Annotated in this window: 20 protein-coding genes; 15 read left to right on the forward strand and 5 right to left on the reverse strand. The window is 77.1% G+C overall.

Translation table 11 applies throughout. From position 1 onward, the window contains the following. Nucleotides 1-42: 42 nt before the first annotated feature. A complete protein-coding gene (locus ACIQVD_RS13035) occupies nt 43-1323 on the reverse strand; it encodes an MFS transporter (protein ID WP_402288579.1) in 1281 nt (426 codons plus the stop codon). Between the two features lie 99 nt (nt 1324-1422). Between ACIQVD_RS13035 and ACIQVD_RS13040 the strand changes: the two genes are divergently transcribed. Continuing rightward, on the forward strand, nt 1423-2508 hold the full coding sequence (locus tag ACIQVD_RS13040; RefSeq protein WP_400684407.1) for a DUF5937 family protein: 1086 nt from the start codon (nt 1423-1425) through the stop codon (nt 2506-2508). 64 nt (nt 2509-2572) lie between these two features. On the opposite strand, the gene ACIQVD_RS13045 is transcribed toward ACIQVD_RS13040, so the two are convergent. Continuing rightward, a complete protein-coding gene (locus ACIQVD_RS13045) occupies nt 2573-3043 on the reverse strand; it encodes a cupin domain-containing protein (RefSeq protein WP_400685357.1) in 471 nt (156 codons plus the stop codon). A 368-nt stretch (nt 3044-3411) separates the two neighbouring features. Here ACIQVD_RS13045 and ACIQVD_RS13050 point away from each other — a divergent pair, with 368 nt between their 5' ends. From ACIQVD_RS13050 to ACIQVD_RS13110, 13 genes are all read left to right on the forward strand, one after another. Further along, the gene (locus tag ACIQVD_RS13050; protein ID WP_100839113.1) at nt 3412-3849 is read left to right on the forward strand and encodes an Rrf2 family transcriptional regulator; all 438 of its coding nucleotides are present in this window, start codon (nt 3412-3414) and stop codon (nt 3847-3849) included. Then, entirely contained in the window at nt 3846-4775 is a 930-nt protein-coding gene (locus ACIQVD_RS13055) for a DsbA family protein (protein WP_402288583.1), read from the forward strand. The genes ACIQVD_RS13050 and ACIQVD_RS13055 overlap by 4 nt, the downstream gene beginning before the upstream one ends. 613 nt (nt 4776-5388) lie before the next feature. Next, nucleotides 5389-6939, forward strand: a complete 1551-nt coding sequence (locus ACIQVD_RS13060; protein ID WP_402288585.1) for an ABC transporter substrate-binding protein — start codon at nt 5389-5391, stop codon at nt 6937-6939. Next, entirely contained in the window at nt 6936-7973 is a 1038-nt protein-coding gene (locus tag ACIQVD_RS13065) for an ABC transporter permease (protein ID WP_400684396.1), read from the forward strand. Before ACIQVD_RS13060 ends, ACIQVD_RS13065 begins: the two co-directional genes overlap by 4 nt. Then, nucleotides 7970-8866 (forward strand): ABC transporter permease, encoded by an 897-nt coding sequence (locus ACIQVD_RS13070; RefSeq protein WP_100839115.1) that lies wholly within the window; start codon nt 7970-7972, stop codon nt 8864-8866. The genes ACIQVD_RS13065 and ACIQVD_RS13070 overlap by 4 nt, the downstream gene beginning before the upstream one ends. Nucleotides 8867-8948: 82 nt before the next feature. Further along, nucleotides 8949-9896: an ABC transporter ATP-binding protein gene (locus ACIQVD_RS13075; RefSeq protein ID WP_402288588.1), complete on the forward strand. Its 948-nt coding sequence runs from the start codon at nt 8949-8951 to the stop codon at nt 9894-9896. 175 nt (nt 9897-10071) lie between these two features. Then, entirely contained in the window at nt 10072-11028 is a 957-nt protein-coding gene (locus tag ACIQVD_RS13080; RefSeq protein WP_400684386.1) for an ABC transporter ATP-binding protein, read from the forward strand. A 29-nt stretch (nt 11029-11057) separates the two neighbouring features. Beyond that, nucleotides 11058-13379 carry a molybdopterin-dependent oxidoreductase gene (locus tag ACIQVD_RS13085; RefSeq protein ID WP_402288590.1) on the forward strand — a complete coding sequence of 774 codons (2322 nt, stop codon included), beginning with the start codon at nt 11058-11060 and terminating at the stop codon, nt 13377-13379. Nucleotides 13380-13410: 31 nt separating this feature from the next. Continuing rightward, complete coding sequence (locus ACIQVD_RS13090; RefSeq protein ID WP_402288593.1) at nt 13411-14607, forward strand: acyl-CoA dehydrogenase family protein; 1197 nt, start codon at nt 13411-13413, stop codon at nt 14605-14607. A gap of 198 nt (nt 14608-14805) precedes the next feature. Beyond that, nucleotides 14806-15936, forward strand: a complete 1131-nt coding sequence (locus tag ACIQVD_RS13095; RefSeq protein WP_400684377.1) for an LLM class flavin-dependent oxidoreductase — start codon at nt 14806-14808, stop codon at nt 15934-15936. A 95-nt stretch (nt 15937-16031) separates the two neighbouring features. Further along, nucleotides 16032-17069 carry a hypothetical protein gene (locus tag ACIQVD_RS13100; RefSeq protein ID WP_402288595.1) on the forward strand — a complete coding sequence of 346 codons (1038 nt, stop codon included), beginning with the start codon at nt 16032-16034 and terminating at the stop codon, nt 17067-17069. Nucleotides 17070-17158: 89 nt separating this feature from the next. Beyond that, a complete protein-coding gene (locus ACIQVD_RS13105; protein WP_100839121.1) occupies nt 17159-17674 on the forward strand; it encodes a flavin reductase family protein in 516 nt (171 codons plus the stop codon). Then, nucleotides 17665-18765, forward strand: a complete 1101-nt coding sequence (locus tag ACIQVD_RS13110; RefSeq protein WP_402288598.1) for an LLM class flavin-dependent oxidoreductase — start codon at nt 17665-17667, stop codon at nt 18763-18765. The genes ACIQVD_RS13105 and ACIQVD_RS13110 overlap by 10 nt, the downstream gene beginning before the upstream one ends. 60 nt (nt 18766-18825) lie before the next feature. Here ACIQVD_RS13110 and ACIQVD_RS13115 read toward each other — a convergent pair whose 3' ends face one another. After that, nucleotides 18826-19173 (reverse strand): DUF1330 domain-containing protein, encoded by a 348-nt coding sequence (locus ACIQVD_RS13115; protein WP_402288600.1) that lies wholly within the window; start codon nt 19171-19173, stop codon nt 18826-18828. 329 nt (nt 19174-19502) lie between these two features. On the opposite strand from ACIQVD_RS13115, the gene ACIQVD_RS13120 reads away from it, so the two are divergent. Continuing rightward, nucleotides 19503-20156, forward strand: a complete 654-nt coding sequence (locus ACIQVD_RS13120; RefSeq protein WP_402288602.1) for a lysophospholipid acyltransferase family protein — start codon at nt 19503-19505, stop codon at nt 20154-20156. Between the two features lie 79 nt (nt 20157-20235). Here the strand turns inward: ACIQVD_RS13120 and ACIQVD_RS13125 are convergent, their stop codons facing one another. Together ACIQVD_RS13125 and ACIQVD_RS13130 are read right to left on the reverse strand one after the other, a co-directional pair. Beyond that, on the reverse strand, nt 20236-21168 hold the full coding sequence (locus ACIQVD_RS13125) for a hypothetical protein (RefSeq protein ID WP_400684365.1): 933 nt from the start codon (nt 21166-21168) through the stop codon (nt 20236-20238). A gap of 149 nt (nt 21169-21317) precedes the next feature. Continuing rightward, complete coding sequence (locus ACIQVD_RS13130) at nt 21318-22043, reverse strand: aspartate/glutamate racemase family protein (RefSeq protein ID WP_402288605.1); 726 nt, start codon at nt 22041-22043, stop codon at nt 21318-21320. Nucleotides 22044-22070 lie beyond the last annotated feature (27 nt).

Below are 22070 nucleotides of genomic sequence, written 5' to 3' on the forward strand. Positions count from 1 at the left end.
CCGCCCACGCCCCGCCCCCGCCCGGTGAGGGGCGGCGGGGGGTCAGGGGGCTTCGGGGGTGGTGCGGTGGACGAGGGTGGCGGCGGCGAGGGTGGCGGCGGCGAGGACGGGCCAGAGGACGACGGGGGTGAGGGCGGTGAGGACGGCGGGGGAGACCGCGAGGCCGAAGCCGGTGGAGAGTTGGAGGCGGGCCAGGGCGCGGCCGCGGCGGGGGGCCGGGGTACGGGCGGTGACCAGGGCGGTGGCGCTGCCCGCGTAGAGGATCTCGCCCAGGGTGCAGGGCACCGCGACCAGGGCGACGGCGAGCGGCCCGAACGGGGTGGCGAGCAGGAACGCCAGGTAGCTCGCGGCGAGCACCGCCCCGGCCAGGACCAGGACCCGGGCCCGCGACCAGCGGGCGGCCGCCCACGCGGTGACGGGCACCTGGAGGGTCACCACCAGCACGGTGTTGGCGACGAACACCGCGGCCGGCCAGGCCGGCGAGGCGTGCAGGACGGTCACGAGCACCAGCGGCAGCGCCACTTCGGGCACGTTCAGGCAGAACACGTACACCACGTTGGCCAGCAGGAGCGCCCCGAGCCGCGGTGCCGCCCCGTCCGCCGCGGGGGCGGTCCGCCGCGCCGCCCCGTCGCGGACCCGGACCGAGCGGGCCAGCGCCGCCGCCGTGAGGAAGCCGAGCCCGGAGGCCAGGGCCAGCGCCCGCAGGGCCGTGGGACCGCCGGCCAGACAGGCGGTGGCGAGCAGCGCGCCGGTACCGAGTCCGGCGTTGCGGGCGGCCCGGGCGGCCGCCAGGACGGTGTCCCGCAGGTGCTCCTCGGCGACCGAGGCCACCAGTGCGGCGTGCGCGGCGGGCCAGGACTGGTTGCCGATGCCGAGGAACAGCGCGGCGACGGTGAACAGCGCGACGCCGCCGGTGGGCGCCGCCAGCAGCGCGGCCACGCCCAGCACCCGCACCAGCATCGACGCGGCCACCGCCGTGCTGCGCGCGCCCCGGTCGAGCCAGCGCCCGAGCGCCGGCATGCAGGCCAGCCCGGCGACGATGCCGCCGGTCATCGCCAGGCCGGTGGCGGCCGTGCCGAGGTCGAGCACGGTGATCCCGTACAGCAGCAGGAACGGCCGCAGCAGGCCGGTGCCGAGGGCGTCGACGAGCAGCGCGGCGGCGTAGCGCGGCCCGCCGCCGGCCCGGACGAGCTGCCGGACCGTCGGACGGATCGACGGCGGGGACGACAGCGGGGACGAGGGGCGGGCCGGTGGCTGGGTCGGCGGTGGCTGGGTCGGCGGCCGGGTCGTGTCGGTGCGGGCGGCAGGGGGGCTGGTGGTCATGGCGCCAAGGTGCGGGCGGGGGCGCGGCGCGGTCACGTCGATTGACGCTTTCCGTCAACCGGTGCCGGTGGCGCGGCCGTGAACAGCGAGAATGCGGGGGTGACCCTGCGCATCGATCTCGCCGGGACGCCGCCGGAGCGCATCCGGTTCGGCGTCTCGCCGCTCGCCGAACTGACCGCGATGCTGCACGTGCTGGCCTCGCCGGAGCACCACCCGCACCTGGCCGGGTGGGCGGCCGGGGTGTGGGCGGGCCTGCGCCCCGAGCTGGCCGAGCGGCTGCGGGAGGCCGAGTTCCTGTGGCGGTCCTCGCGGGCCGACTTCCTGGTGCCGGCCCGGCCCCGGGCCACCCTGGCCGCCGAACTGGACCAGGTCGACCTGATCGGGGACGAGCGGTACGCGCACGCCGCGCTGGTCACCACCTGCGGCTCGAACCGGCGCACCTTCGCCGGCCGCTCCCCGCTGCACGACCCGGCCGCCCGCGCCGACGCGCTGGACCGGGCGCAGGCCCGCGGCCCCGTCCAGGAGGCGTTCGCGGAGCGCCTGCTGGCCGATCCGCCGGCCGTCCGGGCCCGGCTGCGGGAGACCCTGGAGCGGTGCGCGGAGGCGTTCTTCGACACCGAGTGGCCCGCGCTGGCCGCCCGCCTGGGCCGGGACGTCCGGGACAAGACCGAGCTGAGCCGCCGTCAGGGCCTGCCCGCCGCGCTCGCCGAGGTGTCGACGGCGATCGCGCTCACGGCCGACGGCGGCTCGCTGGTCCTCGACAAGCTCCAGGACTCCGCCGCGCAGGCCGGCCCGGCCGGCGTCACCTTCCTGCCCAGCGTCTTCGGGCATCCGCACCTGGTCGCGGTGTACGCCCCGGGCTGGCAGCCCGTCGTCCAGTACCCGGCCGCGGACGGCGACCGCCCCGCGGCCGTCCCGCTGGACACCGTCGCCCTGCGCCTGGAGGCGCTGGCCCACCCCGTCCGGCTGCGGCTGGTCCGCACCCTGGCCCGCGGCCCGCACACCACCGGCGAACTCGCCCGCGCCTGGGAGCTCACCCCGCCCGAGGTCTCCCGCCACCTCGCCGTGCTGCGCCGCGCGGGCCTGCTCACCGCCCGCCGCCGGGGCCGCCACGTCCATCACGCGCTCGACCTCGGCGCCACCGCCATGCTCGGCGCCGACCTGCTCTCCGCCGTCCTGCGCTGAGCACCGGCGCCGTTCCGCGCCCTTCGGCGCGGCGCGCCGTCCGGTGGGGAGTGCCGAGCAGCCGTCAGGGCGCGGTCGGCGGTTCGGCGTGCAGGCTCGGCAGGTTGACCACGATCGCCTCCTGGGTGCTGCGGGCGATCACCACCACGGCCTCGTGCGCCGGGTCGGGGTTCTCCTCGCGGTGCGGGACGTACGGCGGCACGAAGATGTAGTCGCCCGGCCCGGTGCGCAGCCTGACCTCGACCGGCTCGCCGGAGGAGTGGTCCAGGAAGACGAACTCGGGGTGGCCGCTGACCACGTGGATCGCGGTCTCCGACTCGCCGTGGTGGTGGTCGGAGGAGGCGGTGGCGGGGGCGACGTGGGTCTGGCCCATCCAGAGCTTCTCCGAGCCGACGGTGCCTCCGCTGATCGCCGCGAACCGCCGCATCCCCCCGGTCTGCGCGGTGTCGCCGTCGAGCGCGTCGGCCCGGATGTGGTGCAGGCGGGCGCGGAGCGGGACGGCGGCGTCCGGGCCGGTGGCGTCCGGCGCGGGCAGGTGCGGGTGGAAGCCCTCGCCGGCACGGGTCCGCCCACCCCCGTCGGTCGCGGCGGTCGCGGCGGGCGCCGGAGCGGGACGGTGCGGTTCGGCGGACACGGGCTCTCCCGGAGGTGGACGGCGGTGGTGCGCACGGAGCACCGGCGGACGGCGGCGGGCACGGCGACGGCGGGTGCGGCGGCGGGTGCGACGGCGGAACGCGGTCGCGGCCACGGAGACGCTCGGCGGGGTGCGCGGGGTGCGCGGGACGAGGGGAACGCTAGGCGCGGCCCGAAAAGGATGTCAAGAGGTGTCCTTTCGGCCGGACGCCGGACCGGCGGCCCCGGACGGGACTTGATGATCGCCCGGCCCGGTGGATACTTCGGGGTATGCATATTTCCGCCAAGGCGGACTACGCCGCCCGCGCACTGGTCGAGCTGGCTTGCGACACGGGGCGTCCGCTCACCTGCGAGGCGATCGCCTCGTCCCAGGAGATCCCGTTCCGGTTCCTGAAGTCCGTCGTCGGCGACCTGCGCCGGGCCGGCCTGGTCCGCAGCCAGCGCGGCTGCGAGGGCGGCTACTGGCTGGGCCGCCCGGCCTCGGACATCACGCTGCTCGACGTGGTGCGCGCCGTGGACGGCGAACTGATCACGCTCCGCGGCGAACCGCTGGCGGGGCTCGCCTACCCGGGCCCGGCGGACGCGCTGCCGGGGATCTGGCGCGAGGTCGAGGAACGCACCGGGGAGGTGCTGGCGGGCACCACCGTGGCCGCGCTGGTCCGCCGCTCCGGACGCCCGCTGCCCCGGCCGGTCGCGGAGGCGGTGTGACCGGCCGGGACACCGGGCCGGAGGCCGTCCGGCCGGAGGGCGGGCCCGCGCGCGAGAGCGCGCTCGAAGTCGTCGAGTTCACCGACCCGTTCTGTCCGTGGGCCTGGGGGTCGGAGCCCGTGCTGCGGGCGCTGCGCCGGGTGCTGGCCGGGGCCGCCACGCACCGGCGGGTGTTCGGCATCCTGTTCGACGACGACGAGGACCCGGCGCCGGACCCGGCCGCGGAGGCCGCCTGGTACGGGGAGTTCGTGGCCCGGGTGTCGGCGCACACGGGCGCGCCGCGACCGGCCCGGCTGCGCTGGGTCGCGGCGAGCAGCTGGCCCGCCTCGCTGGCCGCCGCCGCGGCGGAGCAGCAGGGGCCGCAGGTGGCGGAGCGGGTGCTGCGGCGGCTGCGCGAGTCGGCGTTCGTCCGGGGCGAGCCGGCCGACACCCCGGAGCGGATCGCCGGGGCGCTGCGCGGGGTGCCCGGCCTGGACGCGGCGGCGCTGGCGTCCGCCGCGGCCTCGGCGCCGGTGCGGGAGCGGGTGGCCCGGGACCGGGCCGAGACCCGGGCGCCGCGCCCGGAGGTGGTGGGGCTGCGCGGGTCGGGCCCGCACCCGGGCGGGGCGAAGGAGATCGCGGACGGCCGCCGCTACGCCCTGCCCACGCTGCTGTTCCGCGGCCCGGCGGGGTGCCGGGTGGTCCCGGGCTGGCGTCCGTCGGCGGAGTACCTGGCGGCGGCCCGGGCGGTGTGCCCGGACCTGCCCGCGGGGAGGCCGGAGGAGCGCCCCGATCCGGCCGAGCTGCTGCGCCGCTACCGGAGCCTGACCGCGCCGGAGTCGCCGGACGGCCCGCCGGACGGCGCGGTGACGGTCGCCACCGCGGGCGGCCCGCTGTACCTGTCGCCGGAGGAGGCCGCCGTCTCCCCGCTCCTCCCCGCGCCCTGAACCCCGGCCCCGGGGCCCTCCGCCACCCGGCCTCCGAATCACCGTTTCCCACCATGTGAGACACCTCTTCCCGGATCACGAGACGCCCGGCGCGACCGCCGATCGGACCGCAGCTCACCCTCCGCTGCCCGACGGTCCGTCAGTTTCCTTCCGCTGCGGTGCGATTGGCGGCTCGCACCGCACCCCGCAGCCGCCCCGGCGGCCCGCCACCCAATGGGACACCTTTTGGTGTCCATTGACACCGGGCCCGCCCGCCCGACAGGATGGCGGCATGCTTTCGACGCACCCCAACGTGGTGTGCCGCTACGTGGACTTCCGGCGCACCAGCAGCGATCTCTGTCTCTGAGTGCCCCCCTCCGCGCCGGCGGCACCGTCCGCCCGCGCTCCCGGAACACGGCCGTCCCGCGCCGTGCGGCAGGCCCCGGCCGCCGTTCCCGGGCCTCCTCCTCCTGCCAGGCTCCGTCCCGCCCGTGACCGGGCGGCGGCGGCTGCCGCCCCCTCCCCCTGCCGGTGCCCTGTCGCGCCGTCGTGCCCGTTCCCCGCCGTCCGCGGTCCCCCCGCGTCGACGCCTGCGTCCGGGCACCCGCCGCGCCGTGAAAGGTGACGCACGCCCATGACCAGCTCCGCCCTGCCCTCCTCCCCCCTCGCCAGACGTTCCTTCCTCGGCCTCGGCCTGGGCGCGGGAGCCGCCCTCGCCCTGGCCGCGTGCGGCGGCGCCACGGTCGCGCAGACCGGCGCGTCCGGCAGCTCCGGCACCCTCAAGTGGGGCTGGGCGCTGCCCACTTCGTGGGACCCGGTGTTCTCCTCGGCGGGCTGGGACGTGCACGTGCTCTCCCTGGTGTACGCCGGTCTGACCAAGCTCGACCAGAGCGGGAAGGCCGTCCCCGCGCTGGCCACCAACTGGAAGTACGACGCCGACGGCACCAAGCTGACCTTCACCCTGCGCCCCGGGCTGGTCTTCGAGGACGGCACGCCGCTGGACGCCACCGCGGTGAAGAAGAGCCTGGACCGCGGCCGCACCGACCCCAAGTCGCTGGTCGCCCCCCAACTGACCCAGGTCAAGCAGGTGCTGGCCCCGGACGCCACCACCGTGGTGATCGAACTCGCCTCGCCCGACTACCAGTTGCCCAACCTGCTGGCCGGCAAGACCGGCCTGGTGGTGAACCCGAAGTCGTTCGAGTCGGACCCCGCGGCGCTGGCCTCCAAGCCGGCCGGCGCGGGCCCGTTCAGCCTGGTCTCCTACGTCCAGAACAGCAAGGCCGTGCTGCGGCGCAACCCGCACTACTGGGACGCCGGGTCGATCGGGCTGGAGAACTTCGAGGTCTACCCGCTGCCGGACGCCGCCACCGTGGTCAGCGGTCTGCAGTCCGGGCAGTTCGACGTCGCGCAGATCCCCGGCAGCCAGGTCGAGGCGGCCAAGGCGGCCGGGCTGGAGGTGCAGGAGATCCCGTCGCTGGTGGTGGCGGTGCTGGACCTCAACACCACCAAGGCGCCGTTCGACAACCCGGACGTGGTGGAGGCGCTGAAGTACGCGATCGACCGCGAGGCGCTGGTGAAGACCCAGCTGTTCGGGCACGGCGAGGTCAACTACCAGCCGTTCCCGAAGGGCTACGTCGGCTACGACGCCGGCTCGGCCGACCTGTTCCGCTACGACCCGGACAAGGCGCGGGCGCTGCTGGCGAAGGCCGGGCACCCGGACGGCGTGGACCTGACGCTGACCACCACCGCCGCGCAGGGCCTGCCCGAGCAGGTGCAGGCGCAGCTGAAGGAGGTCGGCATCCGGGCGCAGATCGAGGTGATCCCGGCGGCGCAGGCCACCCAGATCGTCTACGTGCAGCACTCCAGGGCGCTGTTCACCGACCAGTTCGCGGGCCGCGACTCGGCCGCCCAGGCGTTCCAGGTGCTGTTCGGCGAGCAGGGGCTGATGAACCCGGGCCGCAGCACGCCGCCCGAGCTACTGGCCGCCGTGCAGCAGGTGTCGCGCACGCCGCTGGACTCGCCGGACTACCCGAAGGCGTTGCAGGCGGCGACCGCGCTGGCGGTGCGGACGATGCCGAACGTGTTCCTGTACAGCGTGCCGCGGCTGCTGGCCCGGCGGAAGTCGGTGTCGCCGATCCCGGCGTTCACCGTGGTGCAGCGCTTCGAGGGGGTGAGCGTCGCGTGAGCGCGGTGCTCCCGGCGGCGGGCCCGCGGTCGCGGGCCGCCGGGTGGGTGGTGCGCCGGACGGCCCGGGCGCCCCGGTCGCTGGGGCGGGTGCTGGCCTCCGCCGTCACGGTGTTCCTGCTCTCCTCGCTGCTCACCTTCGCGCTCGGCGCGGTCTCCGACGCCAACCCGGCGGCGGCGGTGCTCGGCGAGACCGCGACGCCCGCCGACATCGCCCGGATGAACCACGAGTTCGGCCTGGACCGGCCGCTGTGGGCGCAGTTCGGCAGCTGGCTGGGGCACGCCGTGCGCGGCGACCTGGGCCGGTCCTGGTTCACCACCCTGCCGGTGGCGGACTCGATCTCGGCCGCCCTGCCGGTGGACCTGTCGATCGCCGGGCTGGCCCTGCTGTTCGCCGTCCTGCTGGGCGCCGCCGCGGGCATCGCGGCGGCGCTGCGCCCGGGCAGCCGGCTGGACCGGTCGGTGACCGCGCTGTGCACCCTGCTGGGCACGCTGCCCGCGTTCGTGGTCGCGATCGGCCTGATCACCCTGGTGTCGGTGCAGCTGCGGCTGCTGCCCTCGGGCGGCTACGTGCCGCTGGGCCAGGACCCGGGCCAGTGGCTGCGGTTCGCGCTGCTGCCCGCCCTGGCGCTGAGCCTGGACGCGGCGGCGGGCATCGCCCGGCAGCTGCGCACCTCGCTGGTCGGCGCGCTGCGGGAGAACTGGGCGACCGGCGCGACGATGCGCGGGCTGTCCGGCCGCCGGGTGCTGTTCGGGCACGTGCTGCGCAACGCCGCCGGGCCCGCGGTGACGGTGCTCGGGATGAGCGTGCCGATGCTGATCGGCGGCGCGGTGGTCACCGAGCGGATCTTCAACCTGCCGGGCATCGCCCAGCTCTCGCTCCAGGCCGCCGAGCAGCACGACGTCCCGGTGATCCAGGGCACCCTGCTGGTGACCGTCGCGGTGGTGCTGGTCGCCAACCTGGCGGTGGACGCCGGGCTGCTGGCGCTCAACCCCGCCGCCCGTCGGCGCCCGGCCGGGGCGGGTGCGCGGTGAGCGCGGCGCTGCGCCGCCCGGTGGTGCGGGCCTCGCTGGCGGTGCTGGCCGCGGTCGCGCTGCTGGCCGTGTTCGGCGGCCGGCTGGCCCCGCTCGACCCGCTCGCCCAGGACACCGCGCACCTGCTGCGGGGGCCGGGCGCCGGCCACCTGCTGGGCACCGACTACCTGGGCCGGGACGTGCTCAGCCGGCTGCTCTCCGGCACCGGGCTGTCGGTGGCCGCGGCGGCCGAGGCGGTCGGCACGGCCCTGCTGCTGGGCGTGCTGCCGGGGCTGGCCTCGGTGCGGTTCTCCGCCCCGCTGGCCTGGGTCTCGCTGCGCGCCGTGGACGCCCTGATGACGCTGCCGTTCACGCTGTTCGCGATCGCCGCGGTCGGCGTCCTGGGCAACGGGCTGCACCAGGCGATGCTGGCCCTGGGCGTGCTGCTGGCCCCGCTGTTCTTCCGGGTCACCCGGGCGGCGGCGCTCGGCCTGGACCGGGCCCAGTACGTGGAGGCCGCCGAGCTGATGGGCGCCGGGCGGCTGACCGTGCTGCGGACCCACGTGTGGCGCAAGGTGCTGCCGACGGTCGCGGTGACCACGGCGCACGCGCTGGCCACCGCGCTGCTGACGGTCGCCTCGCTGACCTTCCTCGGCATCGGCGTCCAGCCGCCCGCGCCGACCTGGGGCGGGATGCTCGCCAGCGACCTGGGCTTCCTGGCCCAGCAGCCGTGGGCCCCGGCCGTGCCCACCGCACTGATCATGCTGACCGTCGGGGCGCTGAACCTGCTGGCCGACGCGCTGCGGGACGCCGAGCCGTCCGCGCCCGCGCCGGAGGCCCCGGCGGAGCAGCCCGTCCCGACCCCGCTGCGAGCGCCGGAGGAGGCCCGCGATGAGCACCGCGTCCGTGTCTGAACGCCCCGTGTCCGACCACTCCGGGTCCGACCGTTCCGGGTCCGACCGTTCCGGGTCCGACCGCCCGGCGCCGGGGAGCCCGGTGCTGGAGGTCGAGGAGCTGCGGGTGGCCGTCGGCCACGGCGCCGCCGAGGCGGTGCGGGAGGTGTCCTTCACCGTCCTCGCCGGGCAGTCGGTCGGGCTGGTCGGCGAGTCCGGCAGCGGCAAGACGCTGACCTGCCGGGCCGTGCTCGGCCTGTCCGCCCCGGGGGTCGAGGCCGACGCCCGCACCCTCGCCCTGGGCGGCACCGACCTGCTCGGCCTGGACGGGCGCGGCTGGCAGCGGCTGCGCGGCACCCGGCTCGGCGCGGTGTTCCAGGACCCGGGCTCCTTCCTCAACCCGTCGCTCACCGTGGGCCGGCAGCTCGCCGAACCGCTGCGGCTGCACGGCGGCCTGTCCCGGACGGACGCCCGCCGCCGCGCGGTCGAGCTCTTCGACTCGGTGGGGCTGCGCGACCCGGACGCGGTGTACGACCGCTACCCGCACGAGCTGTCCGGCGGCATGCTGCAACGGGTGCTGATCGCGATCGCGGTCAGCGGCGACCCGGACCTGCTGGTGGCCGACGAGGCCACCACCGCGCTGGACACCGTGGTCCAGGCCGAGGTGCTCGACCTGCTGGCCCGGCTGCGGGAGGAGCGCGGCCTCGGCCTGCTGCTGGTCAGCCACGACCTGGCGGTGGTCGCCGACGCCACCGACCGGCTGCTGGTCCTGTACGCGGGCGAGGTCGTCGAGGACGGCCCGACCGCGAGCGTGGTGGCCGCCCCCGCCCACCCGTACACCGAGGCGCTGCTCACCGTGGCCGGGCTCGGCGCCGGCGAGCGCACCCGCTTCCCCGTCATCCCCGGCCGCCCGCCCGCCCCCGGCACCACCGGCCCCGGCTGCCGCTTCGCCGCGCGCTGCGCGTACGCGGCCCCGGAGTGCTCCCTCGCCCCGGTCCCGCTGACGCCGGGGCCGGACGGCCGCCGGGTGCGCTGCCTCAAGCCCCGCTAGCCGCCCCAAGGCTCCCTGGCCGCCAAGGCCCACGGGCTGCCTCAGAGCCCGCCAACCGGCGCACCCGGACGCGTGCCCGCCCGGCCGCTGCGCTCCCGACCTGTCCCGGACTGTCCCGACCTGTCCCGATCCGTCCCGTTCCGTTCCGCCCAAGTGTTTCCGGAGGTGCCCAGTCATGACCGCTCTGCTCGAAGTGCGTGCGCTGGAGGTGGAGTTCGACCGCGGCGCACCCGTGCTGGACGGGGTCGACGTGGAGGTGCGGGCCGGGGAGATCCTCGGGGTGATCGGGGAGACCGGCTCCGGGAAGACCACGCTGGCGCGGGCCGTGGTGGGGCTGGCGCCGGTCACCGCCGGGCGGATCTCGCTGGACGGGCGGGACCGGGCCGGGCTGCGCGGGCGGGCGCTGCGGGAGGTGCGGCGGGCCGGGACGGTGCAGTACATGTTCCAGGACCCGCTGCGTTCGCTGGACCCGGACCTGACGGTGCTGCGGCTGGTGGGCCAGCCGCTCGCGGTGGCCGGCGTCCCGGCCGCCGAGCGCCGGCGGCGGGTGCTGGAGGCGCTGGACCTGGTCGGCCTGGACCACGCGCTGGCCCAGCGGCGCCCGGCCCTGCTCTCCGGCGGCCAGCGCCAGCGCGTCGCGCTGGCCCGGGCGATCGTCACCCGCCCGCGCCTGCTGCTCGCCGACGAGCCGGTGTCCGCGCTGGACGCCTCGAACCGCAACCACGTGCTGCGGCTGCTGGACGAGTTGCGCCGCGAACTGGACCTCGCCGTGGTGCTGATCTCGCACGACCTGGAGTCGCTGGCGGGGGTCGCCGACCGGCTGGCCGTGCTGTACCGGGGCCGGATCGTGGAGAGCGGCCCGGCGGCGGACGTCCTGGGCCGCCCGCTGCACCCGTACACGGCCCTGCTGGCGGCGTCCGCGCCGGGCGGCGGGGCGGCCCGGCGGGCCGAACTGGCCGTGCTGCGCGCCCCGGCACCCGACCGGCCGGACGCCTCCGGCTGCGCGTTCGCCCACCGCTGCCCGTTCGCCGACGCCGCCTGCGCGCCCCGCCCGGCCGAGACCGCGCCGCTGCCGGGCCGGACGGTGGCCTGCCACCACGCCGGCGACCGGCGCACCCGCACGTCCCTCTGACGTTCCGTCGACTCCTGGAGAAATCCGCCATGTCCAGCCGTCCCACCACCTCGCACTGGGGTGCCTTCCGGGTCCGTCCGCGCCCCGCCGGCGGGGTCCTGGTCGAGCCGCACCCGGACGATCCGGCGCCCTCGCCGCTGCTGGCGGGCGTCGCCGGGTCGCTGCGCCACCGCACCCGGGTGCGCCGGCCGGCCGTCCGGGAGGGCTGGCTGCGGGGCGGGCCGGGGTCGGGCGAGGGGCGCGGGCGGGAGCCGTTCGTGGAGGTGTCCTGGGAGCGGGCGCTCGACCTGGTCGCGGGGGAACTGGCAAGGGTGAAGCGGGAGTTCGGGCCGCAGGCGGTGTTCGGCGGCTCGTACGGCTGGGCGTCGGCGGGCCGGTTCCACCACGCGCAGAGCCAACTGCACCGGTTCCTGGCCCTGTTCGGCGGCTACACGGCGTCCCGGAACTCGTACAGCCTGGGCACCTCGCTGGTGCTGCTGCCCCGGGTGGTGGGGGACGCGGAGACGGTGCTGCGGGCCGCGTCCTCGTGGCCGACGATCGTCCGGCACACCCGGCTGATCGTCGCGTTCGGCGGCGTCCCGGCGAAGAACGTGTACGTCACGCCCGGCGGGGTGACCCGGCACTCCACGCCCGGCTTCCTCGCTCAACTGGCCGCCGCCGGAACGGAGGTGGCGCTGGTCTCGCCGCTGCGCGACGACCTGCCGGACGGGCCGGCCACCGACTGGCTGCCGATCGTCCCGGGCACCGACACCGCGCTGCTGCTGGCCCTGACCCACACCCTGGTCGCCGAGGGGCGGCACGACCGGGCCTTCCTGGAGCGCTGCACCAGCGGCTGGCCGGTGCTGGAGCGCTACCTGGACGGCCGGGCCGATGGCACGCCCAAGGACGCCGACTGGGCCGCGCCGATCTGCGGCCTGGCCGCCGAGCGGATCCGGGCGCTGGCCCGGAAGATGGCCGCCACCCGCACCCTGGTCACCGTCACCTGGTCGCTGCAGCGCGCCCGGTACGGCGAGCAGCCGGTCTGGGCGGCCCTCGCGCTGGCCTGCGCGCTGGGCCAACTCGGCCTGCCCGGCGGCGGGTTCGGCCACGGCTACGGCTCGATGGGCGACGTCGGCGACACCGGCCCGGCGCTGCGCCTGCCGTTCCTGCCCCAACCGGCCAACCCCACCGGCGAGTTCATCCCCTGCGCGCGGATCTCCGACCTGCTGCTGCACCCCGGCGAGGAGTACGCGTACGACGGGACGGCCCGCCGCTACCCGGACGTCCGGCTGGTGCACTGGGCGGGCGGCAACCCGTTCCACCACCACCAGGACCTGGGCCGGCTGCGCCGCGCCTTCGCCCGCCCGGAGACCGTGGTCGTCCACGAGCCGCACTGGACGGCCACCGCCCGGCACGCCGACATCGTGCTGCCCGCCACCACCCCGCTGGAGCGCGAGGACCTCGGCGGCGGCCGGCGCGACACCCACCTGATCGCCATGCACCGCGCCGTCGACCCGGTCGGCGAGGCCCGCGACGACTACGTGATCCTCACCGCGCTCGCCGAACGCCTGGGTTTCGCAGCGGAGTTCACCGAGGGCCGGAGCCCGCGCCAGTGGCTGGAGCACCTGTACGGGCAGTGGGCCGAGCGGCTGCGCGCGGACGGCGCGGGCGACCCGCCGCCGTTCGACCGGTTCTGGGCCGACGGCGAGTGGCGGCTGCCCGAACAGGCCGCCGAGCGCACCCTGTTCGCCGAGTTCCGGGCCGATCCCGAGCGGCACCCGCTGGCCACCCCGAGCGGCCGGATCGAACTGCACTCCCCCGCGATCGCCGCGCTCGGCCTGCCCGACTGCCCCGGCCACCCCGCCTGGCTGGACCCGCCCGAACGGCTCGGCACCCCGGCCGCCCGGCGCCACCCGCTGCTGCTGATCGCCAACCAGCCCGCCACCCGGCTGCACAGCCAACTCGACGTCGGGGCGGCCAGCCTGGCCGACAAGGTCGCCGGCCGGGAGGCCGTCGAACTCCACCCCGCGGACGCGGCGGAGCGCTCGATCGCCGACGGCGACCTGGTGCGGATCTTCAACGACCGCGGCGCCTGCCTGGCCGGGGCCCGGCTCAGCGACCGGCTGCGGCCCGGCGTGCTCCGGCTGCCCACCGGCGCCTGGTTCGACCCCGTCCCCGGCACCGAGCCCCCGCTGTGCGCGCACGGCAACCCCAACGTGCTGACCGCCGACCAGCCCAGCTCCCGGCTCTCCCAGGGCTGCACCGGCCAGCACGCCCTGGTCCAGCTCGAACGCTGGACGGGCGGCGACCCGCCGCCGGTGACCGTCCGCCACCCGCCCGCCCTGCGCGCCGAGCCCGCAGACCCCCGATGACCACCGCCGTCCCGACCCCGGAGGCCCCCCGATGACCACCGCCGCCCCGCCCGCCTCCCCGGCCCCGGCACCGTCCGCCTTCCCGACCCCGGCGCTGGACGGGCTGCCCGAGGTGACCGCCGCCCTGGCCGCCTGCGCCGCCGCGCACGACCGGGACGCCGAACTCCCCCTCGTCGACTTCGAACTCCTGCACGCGGCGGGCCTGTTGACCGCGACGGTGGCCACCCGGCACGGCGGCCCCGGGGCCGGGCTCGCGGACACCGTGCGCATCCTGCGCGCCCTCGGCGCGGGCGACCCGGCGGTGGCGCTGATCACCGCGATGACGCTGTTCACCCACGCCCTGGAGGCCCGCACCCCGCGCTGGCCGGCCGGACCGCTGGCCGAGCTGCTCGCCGAGTCCGCCCGCCGTCCCGTCCTGGTGAACTCGCTGCGGGTGGAGCCCGAACTCGGCAGCCCGGTGCGCGGCGGCCTGCCCGCGACCACCGCCCGCCGCCGCGGCGACGGCTGGGAGCTGACCGGCCACAAGATCTACTCGACCGGCGCGTACCTGCTGGACTGGCTGCTGGTCTGGGCCGCCACCGACGAGGAGCAGCCCCGGGTCGGCTCGTTCCTGGTCCGGGCCGGCAGTCCGGGCGTCACCGTCGAACCGGTCTGGGACCACCTGGGCCTGCGCGCCTCGCGCAGCGACGACGTCCACCTGGCCGCCGTCCCGGTGCCCGGCGACCGGGTCGCCGGACTGTCGCTGCCCGGCACGGACGGCGGACGCGACCCGGTCGGCGGCGCCTGGAACAGCCTCGGCCTGGCCGCTCTCTACCTGGGCGTCGCGGGCAGCGCCCGGGACTGGCTGCTCGGCTTCCTGCACGAGCGCACCCCGAGCGCGCTCGGCGCGCCGCTGGCCTCGCTGCCCCGCTTCCAGACCGCCGTCGGCGAGATCGAGGTCGCCCTGACCGGCGCGGACCGGCTGGTCGCCGCCCTCGCCGCGGCCGTCGACGCGGACGAACCGGGCGCCGCCGAACAGGCCGGCGGCGCGAAGGTGCTCGCCACCCGGGCCGCGATCGACGCCGTCCAGCAGGCGGTGGCCCTGGTCGGCAACCACGGCCTGACCCGCCACCACCCGCTGGAGCGCCACCTCCGCGACGTGCTGTGCGCCCGGGTCCACACCCCGCAGGAGGACTCGGTGCTGCTCGCCGCGGGCCGCACCGCCCTCGGGCGGGTCCGCCCGCTCTGACCGCCTGCCGCTTCCCTTCCCCTACAGCCGCTCGCCCCTCCGACTTCCCCTCACCATCGCTATACCCATTCACTCAAGCGATGGCTACTCACATCTGTTACAGGCATTCACCAAACTGACTTCCTGTCACTCCTGCACCCCTTCACCGATCCAACCCCCTGTCACTTCCGTTACACCCCTTCACTGAAAGGACCAGCCATGCCCGTCGAGTTCGTCGGCATGATCTCCACCCACGACGTCTCCGAGATCCGCCCGGCCACCGGCCCGGTGGTGGACGTCGACTACACCCGCCGCTTCGCCCAGGCGCACGAGCAGGCCGGCTTCGACCGCATCCTGATCGCCCAGTCCTCGGGCAGCCCCGACCCGAACCAGGTCGCGGCCTTCGCCGCCGCGCACACCGAGCGCCTGGGCCTGCTGGTCGCGCACCGCCCCGGCTTCCTCGCGCCGACCGTCGCGGCCCGCACCTTCGCCACCCTCGACCAGTTCTCCGGCGGCCGGGTCGCGGTGCACATCATCACCGGCGGTCACGACGCCGAGCAGCGCCGCGACGGCGACTACCTGTCCAAGGACGAGCGCTACGCCCGCACCGACGACTACCTGACGGTGGTGAAGAAGGCGTGGACCGAGGAGGCCCCGTTCGACCACGAGGGCCCCTACTACCGCCTGGCCGACTTCCGCTCCGACGTCCGGCCGGTGCAGCAGCCGCGCATCCCGCTGTACTTCGGCGGCTCCTCCGAGGCCGCGTACCGGGTCGGCGGCAAGCACGCCGACACCTTCGCCCTGTGGGGCGAGCCGCTGGCCGAGACCGCCGAGCAGATCGCCCGGGTCCGGGCCGCCGCCGAGGCCGCCGGGCGCACCGACGTGCCGGGCATCAGCGTCTCCTTCCGGCCGATCCTGGGCCGCACCGACGAGGAGGCGTGGGAGCGGGCCCGGACCATCCTGGGCACCATCGAGCAGCGCGGCAGCACCCTCGGCTGGCGCCGGGGGACGGCGCTGGCGGGCGCCGACGCGACGCCGCAGAACGTCGGCTCGCAGCGCCTGCTGGCCGCCGCCGCCAAGGGCGACCTGCACGACCGGGCGCTGTGGACCGCCACCGCGAAGGCCACCGGCGCCGGGGGCAACTCCACCGCGCTGGTCGGCTCCCCCGAGACGGTGGCCCAGGCCCTGCTGGACTACGTGGACATCGGCGCGACCACCCTGCTGATCCGCGGCTACGACCCGCTGGACGACGCCCTCGACTACGGTCGCGAGCTGCTGCCGCTGGTCCGCCAGGAGGTCGCCCGCCGCGACGCCGCCGCCACCACCCCGGCCACCGCCGGCGCCCGGTGACCGCGCCCGCACTCCCCGCCACCGGTCCCGCTCCGGCGGCGGGGCCGGCCGTGGGACCGGCCGCGGGACCAGCAGCGGGATCGGCGGTGGAACCGGTGGCAGGACCGGACGGCCGCTGGGAGCCCGCCCCCGGCACCGCCGTCCGGGGCACCGTGGTCCTGCTCCCCGGCCGGGGCGAACACCCCGGCGTGTACGCCCGGTTCGGCCGACGGCTGGCCTCCGACGGCTACCGCCTGCTCGTCCCCGCCACGGACACCGCAGCCGACCGCCACCCCGACACGGACCCGCTCCGCCGCCGCCACGGCTCCGACGCCCTCCCGGCACCGGACCCGCTCGACCGGCCCGGTCCGCGCACCCTGACCGGCCCGGCTGCCGCCACGTCCGGATCACCCGCCTCCGCCGCCGTCCCCACCACGGGCCCGGCAACCGGCCACGGCCCCGGCACCTCCCCGGCACCGGACCCGCTCGACGCGCTCGACGCGCTCGACCTGACCGGCCTGCTCGCCCCGTCCGGCCCGTTCGTCCCCTCCGGCCCCTCCGGCCGTCCGGCCGCCCTGTTCGCGCAGGCGCGGGCCGAGCAGCCGGCCGGGGGGCCGGTGGTGCTGGCGGGTTCCGACCTCGGTGCGCTGCTCGCGCTGGCCCTCGCCGCCGAGGTGCGACCGGACGGACTGCTGCTGGCCGGGCTGCCGGGGGCCGGGCTGCCGGGGAGCGGGCGGCCCGGCCGGGCGGAGGACGAGCTGTCCGCGCGGACGGCCTGCCCGGTCCACCGCGGACTGCTGGCCGGTGATCCCGGGTTCCGGCCCGGTGCGCTGTTCGAGCCGGTGCCCGCCGCCCTGGCCGGTGCCGCGGCGGCGGCCCGCCCGGCGGTGCCGGTGCTGGCGTTCCACGGCTCGGCCGATCCGGTCGCCCCGGTCGGGGCGCTGCGGGAGCTGGCGGGGCGGCTGCCCTCGGTCGAGGCGGTCACGGTGGCCGACGGGCGCCACGACGTGTTCAACGACGCGGTGCACCGCAGTGTCGCGGCCCGCACCGTGCTGTGGCTGGAACAGCTGCGGGCCGGCCTCGACCTGCTGCCGTCCGCTCCGCCGCCGCTGCTCGTCCCGCTGGGCCCGCCCGGCCCCGACACCACCGGCTGACCACCCCGCCACCCCCTCCCCCTCCCCTCCCCCCGACGACGGCCGGTGGCGTCCCGGCCGTCGTCCCCTCCCAGGAAAGGACCGTCCCCATGACGACTCTCGACGAACGCCCTCCCACCGCGGCACCCGCCGAGCTGCTGCGCAGCACCCTGCGGCGGCACGCGTCCGGGGTGGTGGTGATCACCGTGCCCGGACCGGCCGGGTTCACCGCCACCTCGTTCACCTCGGTGAGCCTGGAGCCCGCGCTGGTCTCCTTCTACCTCGCCTCGGGGGCGTCCACGGCCCCGGCGGTGCGCGCGGCCGAGGCGTTCACCGTGCACGTGCTGCGCCGTGAGCAGGAGGAGTTGGCCCGGGCGTTCGCCCGCAGCGGCGCGGACCGGTTCGCCGGGGTGCCGTGGCACGAGGGCCCGCACGGCACGCCACTGCTGGAGGGTGCCGCCGCCCGGCTGACGGCCCGCCGGGTGGGGCTGCACCCGGTCGGCGACCACCTGCTGGTGGTGGGCGAGGTGGTCGCGGCGGACGTGCCGGGCGGCGAGCCGCTGGTGCACCACGACGGCGGGTTCGGCGGGTTCGCGCCGGGCGCCGGGGAGGGTCCGTGGCGCTGACCGTGCACTGGTTCCTGCCGACCACCGGGGACAGCCGCGAGGTGGTCGGCGGGGGCCACGGCTCCACCCCGGGGGCGTCCGGCACGGACCGGCCGCCGACCCTCGGCTACCTGGGGCAGATCGCCCGGGCCGCCGAACAGCTGGGTTTCACCGGGGTGTTGACCCCGACGGGCCCGTGGTGCGAGGACGCCTGGCTGACCACGGCGATGCTGTCCGGCCTGACCGAGCGGCTGGTCTTCCTGGTGGCCTTCCGGCCGGGCCTGGTCTCGCCGACCCTGGCGGCCCAGATGGCGACGACCTACCAGAACCTGTCCGGCGGCCGGCTGGCGCTGAACGTGGTGACCGGCGGCGAGTCCCGGGAGCAGCGGGCGTACGGGGACTTCCTCGACAAGGACGGCCGGTACGCGCGGGCCGGGGAGTTCCTGTCGGTGACCGGGCGGCTGTGGCGCGGCGAGCGGGTCGACCACGAGGGCGCGCACCTGCGGGTGACGGGCGCGGAACTGACCCGGCTGCCCGATCCGGTGCCCCCGGTGTACTTCGGCGGTTCGTCGGCGGCGGCGGAGCAGGTCGCCGCCCGGCACGCGGACGTGTACCTCACCTGGGGGGAGCCGCCGCCGCTGGTGGCGGCGAAGGTCGAGCGGATCCGGGCGCTGGCCGCCGCGCACGGGCGCCGCCCGCGGTTCGGCGTCCGGCTGCACACCATCACCCGCGACACCTCCGCCGAAGCCTGGGCCGAGGCCGACCGGCTGCTGGCCGGGATGGACCCGGACCGCATCCGCGAGACCCAACTCGCCCTGGCGCGCAGCGAGTCGGAGGGGCAGCGGCGGATGCGGGAGCTGCACGACGGGGCGGTCGACCGGCTGGAGGTGTACCCGAACCTGTGGGCCGGTTTCGGCCTGGTGCGCGGTGGCGCGGGCACCGCGCTGGTGGGCAGCCACGCCGAGGTCGCCGACCGGATCGAGGAGTACCACCGGCTGGGCGTGGACGAGTTCATCCTGTCCGGGGTGCCCCACCTGGAGGAGGCGTACCGGGTGGGCGAGGGCCTGCTCCCGCTGCTGGCCGCCCGGGGCCTGCTCCGGCCCACCCGCTGAGCGGCCTCCGGCCCCGCTCGTGCCGACCCGCACCGCTCCCGTACCGGTCGGGGCCCGGGCTCAGCCGGCGGCGTCCGGGCCGGTCTTCGCCAGGCTCTGCTCGGCCCGGTAGCCGGGCGGCACGCCCTCGGCGAGGATCACGTCGGCCGTCATGTGGCGGGTCCGCAGTTCCACGATGTCCCGGTAGGCGGGCGAGTCGTGCCAGGCGCGGGCCCGCCCGTAGTCGGGGAACTCGATCAGGATCAGGCCCAGCTCCCCCCAACTCCCCTCCAGCGTCTCGAACGCGCCGCCGTGGACGAGGAAGCGCCCGCCGAAGGCGTCGAGTGTCGCGTCGATGCGCCGCAGGTAGGCGACGACGTCGGGCCCGAACTCGACGGCGTGGACCTGGGCCAGGGCGTAGGCGGTCATGGCTGCTCCCGGGGTCGTGCGGAGGGGGTGGGGTTGACACGGCCAACGCTACGGAGCGGCGCGGCCGGGCGAATCGGTCGCGCATAGGTAGGGCCCAGGACGCCCGTTCTCCGTCTCCCGAACCGCGATCCGGACGGCGCGGTCGCCCCCTTCACCCCGCCGCTCCCCCACCGGCCGGGACCGGGCCCCCGGGCGCGGGAGCGCGGGTGAGTAGCGGGGTGAGTACCCGGACTCAGGCTCGGCGGGGCGACCCGCCGCCATCATGGGCGAGCCACCCGAGGACCAGGCCGATTCCGCCTCTCCCGATCACGATCCGAGGACCGTCCCCCATGCTGAGCACCGTCGCCCGCACCGTCGTCCCGGTTCTCGGACGCTTCACCGTCACCGCGGACGAGGCGGCGGTCCTGGCCCCCGGCAGCATCGTCGCGCCCAACCACTCCTCGCTGGTCGACCCGGGCGTGGTGCTCGCCGCCGTCCGCCGCTTGGGCGTCGAGCCGGTGGTGCTCGCCACCGCCGGGCTGTGGCGCGTCCCGCTGCTGGGCGGCGCGCTGGTCCGCGAGGGCCACATCCCCGTCCACCGCGGCACCGAACGGGCCGCCCGGGCGCTCGGGGCCGCGGCCGACGCGCTGGCGGCCGGGCGGGTCGTCGTCCTCTACCCCGAGGGGCGCCTCCCGCGCCGGGTGGACGCGGCCGACAGCGCGCCCGGCCCCTTCCGCACCGGCCTGGCCCGGCTCGCCACCACCACCGGCGCCCCGGTCGTCCCGCTGGGGCAGGCGGGTGCCCGACGGATCAGCTCCGGGTCCACGGCCAAGCAGCTCGCGGGCCTGGCCACCGCCCCGCTGCGCCGCCCCGCCGTGCACGTCCACTTCGGGGCACCCCTGCTCCTGGACCCCGACGTGGACACCGCCACCGCCCGGGCCCACGCAGCCGTGACCGCCGCCTGGCGAACCGCCGCCGCCCACCTGGCCGCCCGCCGCGCCTGACCGGAGCCCGCACCACCCGTCCCCGCCCGTGGGCATCACCGCAGCCGGGCCGGGTCGGGTCGGTACGCGGCCGGACGGCTCAGTCGCCGGGCCGGTCCCAGTAGCCGGGGTCGATCGGTCGGCGTTCCTGGAGGTCCCGGCGGACGGCGAGGGCCAGGCGGAAGGTGTCCGCGCGGTTGATCCGGGCTCCGATCACCGCTCCCACCAGCAGCGGGGTGAGGGTCGGGAGCTTGCGCAGCCCCGCCCGGGTCAGCCGCTTGCTGACCTGCCGCCGCAGGCCCGCGCCCTTGCTCAGCACCACCAGCGTGCCCGGGCGGGTCAGGTCGAGGCCCCGGCCCTCGCTCCAGGCGGCCAGGTAGGACTGCGAACGCTGCCGGACCGAGCCCGTCGGGGCCTGACCGTAGATGGTGTACAGCTCGGCGATCAGCTTGAGCTCGATCGCGGCGATGGCGAGCAGTTCGGCGCCCATCTCCACCGCCAGGGCCGGCGGCACCGGCAGCATCGCCACCGCCCCGGTGCTCGCGCCGACCGCCGCCGACGCCTTCACCGCGCCGGAGACGATCAGGTCGGCCAGTTCGTCGGGAGTCCGGGCGCCGGGGTGCTGGGCGCGCAGCGTGGCCAGGTCGCGCACCGGGATGCGCGGGGCCGCGTCGAGCAGGCGGTCCGCCAGGACCCCGGCCCCGCTGCGGGCCCCCGTCCCGAGGCGGCGACCGCCGCGGAGCAGGCCGCCGCCCAGCCGGGTGGCCAGCCCGGTGCCGCCCGGTCGGGCGCTGTCCGGCCGGGCGGTGTCCGGATCCGGCCGGTTGCCGCCCAGTCGGGCCACGAGTGCGGACATCCGGCGCTTCCGCTCGCTCGGGGGAACGGGGTCGTCCCGGACGGGCCCCTCCCAGACCTCCGCCTCGGCGGCGATGCGGGCCAGCTCCTCCGCGGTCGGATCCTCCGCGGTCGGGTCGTTCGGCCGCACCTCGCCGTCGGGGTGCTCCGACGGGTTCGGCTCACGGGTCGGTTCCATGGGTTCCCTCTCCTCCCACCGCCCGGTCGGCGGACCGGTGCGCGTCCTGCGCGGACTGGGGCCGGGTGGCCCCGGCAGGGCGGATACCCGTTCTGCCGGTCCGCAAGAACCCCGCCGGGCAGAAGGACGAAAAAGGGAGCGCGGGCCCGTCAGGGGGTGCGCGGCGGCGGCCCGGACGGCGCGTCCGGGCCGAGGGCGGCGTCGACCGCGGCCCGGGCGTGCAGGGCGGTGGTCGGGAAGAGCGGCACCGGGCTGTCGGCCGCCCCGACCAGTAGCTCGATCTCGGTGCAGCCCAGGACGACGCCCTGCGCGCCCCGGGAGACCAGCTCGGCGATCACCTCCCGGTAGGCGGCCCGGGACTCCTCCCGGACGACGCCCAGGCACAGCTCCTGGTAGATCACCCGGTGCACGACGGCCCGGCCCGGCGCGTCCGGGACCAGCACCTCGAGTCCGTGCCCGGCCAGCCGGCCGCGGTAGAAGTCCTGCTCCATGGTGAACGCGGTGCCGAGCAGCCCGACCCGGTCCAGCCCGGCCGTCCGGACCGCCTCGGCGGTGGTGTCGGCGAGGTGCAGCAGCGGGACGTCGACCGCGGCGGCCACCTGGTCGGCGACCTTGTGCATGGTGTTGGTGCAGATCAGCAGCAGGTCGGCCCCGGCCGCCGCCAGCGACTTCGCCGCCCGGGCCAGCACCTCCCCGGCCTCGGTCCAGCGGCCCGCCGTCTGCAACTCCTCGATCTCGGCGAAGTCCACCGAGTGCAGCACGCACTTCGCCGAGTGCAGCCCGCCGAGCCGCTCGCGCGTCAACTCGTTGAGCAGCCGGTAGTACTGGGCGGTGGACTCCCAGCTCATGCCGCCGATCAGGCCGATGGTCTTCATCGCGCCAGTCTGCCATCCCGCCCCGGC

Origin of the sequence: Kitasatospora sp. NPDC090308 (assembly GCF_044769485.1) — a bacterium.
Classification (GTDB): Bacteria; Actinomycetota; Actinomycetes; order Streptomycetales; family Streptomycetaceae; genus Kitasatospora; species Kitasatospora fiedleri.

Coding starts and splice junctions, on each gene's coding strand:
- ACIQVD_RS13035 (WP_402288579.1), bottom strand. CDS start 1,323: ATGACCACCAGCCCCCCTGCCGCCCGCACCGACACGACCCGGCCGCCG.
- ACIQVD_RS13050 (WP_100839113.1), top strand. CDS start 3,412: ATGCATATTTCCGCCAAGGCGGACTACGCCGCCCGCGCACTGGTCGAG.
- ACIQVD_RS13060 (WP_402288585.1), top strand. CDS start 5,389: ATGACCAGCTCCGCCCTGCCCTCCTCCCCCCTCGCCAGACGTTCCTTC.
- ACIQVD_RS13080 (WP_400684386.1), top strand. CDS start 10,072: ATGACCGCTCTGCTCGAAGTGCGTGCGCTGGAGGTGGAGTTCGACCGC.
- ACIQVD_RS13085 (WP_402288590.1), top strand. CDS start 11,058: ATGTCCAGCCGTCCCACCACCTCGCACTGGGGTGCCTTCCGGGTCCGT.
- ACIQVD_RS13090 (WP_402288593.1), top strand. CDS start 13,411: ATGACCACCGCCGCCCCGCCCGCCTCCCCGGCCCCGGCACCGTCCGCC.
- ACIQVD_RS13095 (WP_400684377.1), top strand. CDS start 14,806: ATGCCCGTCGAGTTCGTCGGCATGATCTCCACCCACGACGTCTCCGAG.
- ACIQVD_RS13105 (WP_100839121.1), top strand. CDS start 17,159: ATGACGACTCTCGACGAACGCCCTCCCACCGCGGCACCCGCCGAGCTG.
- ACIQVD_RS13115 (WP_402288600.1), bottom strand. CDS start 19,173: ATGACCGCCTACGCCCTGGCCCAGGTCCACGCCGTCGAGTTCGGGCCC.
- ACIQVD_RS13120 (WP_402288602.1), top strand. CDS start 19,503: ATGCTGAGCACCGTCGCCCGCACCGTCGTCCCGGTTCTCGGACGCTTC.
- ACIQVD_RS13125 (WP_400684365.1), bottom strand. CDS start 21,168: ATGGAACCGACCCGTGAGCCGAACCCGTCGGAGCACCCCGACGGCGAG.
- ACIQVD_RS13130 (WP_402288605.1), bottom strand. CDS start 22,043: ATGAAGACCATCGGCCTGATCGGCGGCATGAGCTGGGAGTCCACCGCC.